Source organism: Tistrella bauzanensis (assembly GCF_014636235.1).
Lineage (GTDB): Bacteria > Pseudomonadota > Alphaproteobacteria > Tistrellales > Tistrellaceae > Tistrella > Tistrella bauzanensis.
The window spans coordinates 1-4,236 of sequence record NZ_BMDZ01000137.1; the positions used below are offsets into that span (position 1 = coordinate 1).

The following is a 4,236-nucleotide window of genomic DNA, read 5'->3' on the forward strand; positions in this document are numbered from 1 at the left end:
CATGTCCCCCTCTCAGGAACACTCATACAGACTCCACTTCGCCACCGGTCGCCAGGGCTATTCTTCAAATGCGATTCCCCTGCATTGAAGGGCGGCGCAGGGTTGTATTCTATCCGCAGCTGGATGGCCTCGGCGGTCTGGCGGTCCACCAGCCGGGACACGACGGTCAGCCCCAGGTCGATGCCGGCGGTGACACCGCCACCGGTCATGCGGTTGCGATCGATGCAGACCCGCTCGCGCGAGACGGTCACATCAAACAGGGCCAGCGCCTCGACCGCGCTCCAATGGGTGGCTGCCCGATAGCCGTCGAGCAGCCCGGCCGCCGCAAGCACCAGAGAGCCGGTGCACACCGAGGTGACATACTGCGCAGCGTCGGCCTGACGGCGCAGGAAATCCAGCACCTCGGTGTCGCTCATCAGCGCGTCGGTGCCATAGCCGCCCGGCACGCAGATCACGTCGAGTTGCGGACAGTCGGCAAAGGTGGTCGTGGGCGTTATCGACAGCACGCCATCGCTCTGCACCGGTGCGGTGTTCTTCCAGAGAAGATGAACCTCGGCTCCGGGCAGGGACGAGAAGACCTGGAGCGGACCGGTCATATCCAGTTGTGTGATGTTCGGAAAGACCAGCAGACCGAATTTCAGGGGTTTGGACATTGTGGCACCTCGAAACAGCTTGACGAGGCTACGGTGCCATGCGCGGAATTAATCCGAAATGCCATAGTTCCCTCGTTTACGGACGAGGTTTTGATTGGATGGGCCAATGATCGGTATCCTGATCTTTCCCGACTTCCAGTTGCTGGACGCGGCAGGCCCGGCCACGGTCTTCGAGATCGCACAACGCATCGTGCCGACAGCCCCGACGGCGCGGATGATCGCGGTGCGTGCGGGCCCGGTGCGCAGTTCGTCGGGGGTCGAGATCCTGTCGTCGGGATTGAGGTCGGCCAATGCCATCACCATGCTGGTCGTGGCGGGTGGCTTCGGCGTGGACGAGGTCGTCGGTTGCCCGAAGACGCTGGGTTTCGTGCGCCGGCTGGCGAAACGGGGCGTGCGGATCGCCAGTGTGTGTTCCGGCGCCTATATCCTCGCCGCCGCCGGCCTGCTGAATGGCCGCAAGGCGACGACGCATTGGTGCCGCACCCAGGACTTCGTCGCACGCTATCCCGAGGTCAGGCTGGATCCCGACCGGATCTTTCTGCGCGACGGGACGATCTGGACGTCGGCCGGCATCACTGCCGGGATCGATCTGGCGCTCGCGATCACGGCCGAGGACCATGGTGAAGAGGTTGCCAAGGACATCGCGCGGCAACTGGTTCTCTATCACCGCCGTGGCGGCGGGCAGTCGCAGTTTTCGTCGCTGCTGGAACTGAAGACACCGAACGGGCGCTTCGGTCCGTTGCTGTCATGGATGCGCGAGAATCTGGACAAGACGCTGACGGTGGAGTGTCTGGCCGAGCGCGCCGGCCTCAGCCCGCGCCATTTCGCCCGGACCTTCACCGCCGAAACCGGGTCCACGCCGTCGAAGGCGATTGAACGCCTGCGGTTGGAAGTCGCCCGTGAACGGGTGCAGTCATCCGGCCAATCGATCGAGCGCGTGGCCGAGACCACCGGGTTCGGCGATGCCGAACGCATGCGCCGTGCCTTTGTCCGGGCATTCGGCCATCCACCGCAATCGGTGCGGCGGACGGCCCGCACACCATAGGCACCGTCTGCCATAGGCATCCCATGCCATGGTGCCGCCTCAGTCGATCAATCCGCCCGCCTTGTCGAAGAACGGATGCGGTCCGTCGAAGCGGCCGGGATAGGTCAGGTGGCTGATCAGGTGACCCCATGGGTTGAGGTGGAACAGGCGGATGGCCGGCGGTTCCATGGTGAAGGTGGAGGGTGCCGAGGGATTGAGGTCGAGGGTTACCGCATGGGCGGCGTTGGGGGCGATGGAGACGGGCACGCCGTCGATCATGGTGTCGATCGCGCGGTGGACATGGCCGCAGGCAAGGTGGCGAAGCTGCGGGTGACGGCGCAGCACCGCGATCAATGCCTCGCCGTCGCTGAGATTCTGCACGTCCATATGGCCGATGCCGGTTTCGAATGGCGGGTGGTGAACGAAGACCAGCGTGAGGGCGTCGGGCCGCGCGGCCAGTGTGGCGTCCAGCCAGGCGAGCTGCGCCGTGCCGATCATCCCCCAGGGCACGCCATCGACCGAACTGTCGAGGCCGATCAGCCGCAGCGGAAAATCATCGACCACACAGGCGGCGAAATCGACCGCCGGCGCGAACGGCACCACATCGCCGAATGCCGCCTTCAGGGCGTCGGCGCGGTCGTGATTGCCGGGCACCGCGTACCAGGGCATGCGCAGCCGGTTCAGCAGCGGCCGCAGCACGGCATATTCGCCGGCGGTTCCGGTGTCTGTCAGGTCACCGGACAGGATCACCGCATCCACCGCCGGCGTCAGCGCGTTGACATGGTCGATCGCCGCCACCAGCAGGCCGGCGGTGTCGACCCGGCCGTAGGCGGGGCGGCCGCCGGGCTTCAGATGGGTGTCGGTCAGTTGTGCGATCAGCATGAGGCGGCCTTGTTGTCCGGCGCGGCGCCGGACGTGCCGGTCAGCGCGATGCGTGCCATATCGGGAACATCGATGCCGATGGTCTGACCCAGGGCCAGGCCGTCACGCGGCGGCAGGTCGAGCATCCAGGTTTCGCCCGCCGCTCCATCGAGCTTCACCCGGCAGCGATCGCCCAGAAAATGCACCGCGGCGACGGTGGCGGTGAGCAGGGCGGACCCGGCCGGCGCGATCCGGGCATCTTCCGGGCGGAACAGGATCGCCGTGCCATCGGGGGCGGTGGCGCGGTTCATGGTGCCGATGAAACCGGCCACGAAATCGTCGGCCGGATGGTGATAGATGTCGCGTGGCGACCCGGCCTGCGCGATGCGGCCGGCATTCATCACGATGATCTCGTCGCCCAGCACCATCGCCTCGGCCTGATCATGGGTGACATAGACCGCGGTGATGCCCAGCGTCCGCAGCAACCCGTCGATTTCCGTGCGCAGATGCTCACGCAAGGCGGCGTCGAGCGCGGTCAGCGGTTCGTCGAGCAGCAGCAGCCGGGGGCGCACCGCGATGGCACGGGCGAGTGCCGTCCGCTGGCGCTGCCCGCCCGAAAGCTGATCGATCCGGCGGTCGGCCAGGGCCTCGATCCGGACCAGCGCCAGCATCTCGTCGACGCGGGCGGCGATGGCGGTCCGGCCCATGCGCCGGACCTTCAGCCCATAGGCGATGTTCTGGCGCACGGTCATGTTCGGGAACAGGGCATAGGATTGGAACACCATGCCGACATCGCGCGCCTCGATCGGCCGGCGGGTGACGTCCTCGCCGTCGAACAGCACCCGGCCGCCCGGATCGGGCTGGTCGAGGCCGGCGATGATCCGCAGCAGGGTGGTCTTGCCGCAGCCCGAGGGGCCGAGCAGCACGACGGTGCGCCCGGCCGGAATGTCGAGGTCGATGGGGGTGAGCGCGCGGGTGCCGTCGGGCCAGGTGCGCGCGCAGCCGCGCAGGCTGATGGCGGTTGCCCGGCTGGACGTGGTGGCGCGGGCGCGGATTGTGGAGGGCGAGGTGGCTGTCATGACGTGGTCCGTTTCGATCGGCGTCCCGCGACCTGCATCGCGACCAGCAGCGGCACGATCATCACGAAGAAGACGAGGGTATAGGCGCTGGCGATTTCCAGCCGCATCGAGGCATAGCTGTCGGCAAGCCCGACCGGCAGGGTCTTGGTCAGGGGCGTGTGCAGCATCCAGGTGAGGTTGAATTCGCCGATCGACAGCGTCACCACCATCAGCCCGCCCGCGAGCACGCCGGGCAGAGCATTGGGCACGACGACGGTCAGGAAGCGGCGGGTGAAGCCGGCTCCCAGGCTGGCGGCGCCTTCCTCCAGCGTCTTCATGTCGATCGCCACCATCACCGCGATCACCGAGCGGAGCATGAAGGGCAGGGTATAGATGACGTGGCCGGCCAGCACGAAGCTGCTTGAGGTGCGGAAGCTGCCGGCACCGCCCCAGGTGAGGATCAGCGCCAGCGCCAGCGCCAGGCCCGGTATGGCGATCGGCAGCGCCACGGTTTCCTCGATCGCGCGGGCGATGGGGCCGGGATTGCGGGCGAGCACATAATACCAAATCTCGTGAGTCCTGACTCATAGGGGATTCCCAAACGGTCAGGAGTTCGATTCAATGATCGCGGACCTGAGGG

At 66.8% G+C, this 4,236-nt stretch carries 4 protein-coding genes and 1 pseudogene; 1 reads left to right on the plus strand and 4 read right to left on the minus strand.

Features of this window, described 5'->3' with window-relative positions:
• A partial coding sequence (locus IEW15_RS24895) for a DJ-1/PfpI family protein (RefSeq protein ID WP_229708818.1) occupies window positions 1-653 on the minus strand: 653 nt, incomplete at its 3' end.
• A gap of 106 nt (window positions 654-759) precedes the next feature.
• Between IEW15_RS24895 and IEW15_RS24900 the strand changes: the two genes are divergently transcribed.
• A complete protein-coding gene (locus IEW15_RS24900; protein ID WP_188583141.1) occupies window positions 760-1,698 on the plus strand; it encodes a GlxA family transcriptional regulator in 939 nt (312 codons plus the stop codon).
• A 39-nt stretch (window positions 1,699-1,737) separates the two neighbouring features.
• Here the strand turns inward: IEW15_RS24900 and IEW15_RS24905 are convergent, their stop codons facing one another.
• The 3 genes and pseudogenes from IEW15_RS24905 to IEW15_RS24915 form a co-directional block, all read right to left on the minus strand.
• A complete protein-coding gene (locus IEW15_RS24905; protein WP_188583143.1) occupies window positions 1,738-2,559 on the minus strand; it encodes a phosphodiesterase in 822 nt (273 codons plus the stop codon).
• A complete protein-coding gene (locus tag IEW15_RS24910) occupies window positions 2,553-3,617 on the minus strand; it encodes an ABC transporter ATP-binding protein (RefSeq protein WP_188583145.1) in 1,065 nt (354 codons plus the stop codon). Before IEW15_RS24910 ends, IEW15_RS24905 begins: the two co-directional genes overlap by 7 nt.
• A pseudogene (locus IEW15_RS24915) lies at window positions 3,614-4,156 on the minus strand (ABC transporter permease); the annotation flags it as partial. The pseudogene IEW15_RS24915 and the gene IEW15_RS24910, both read right to left, overlap by 4 nt.
• Window positions 4,157-4,236: the final 80 nt, after the last annotated feature.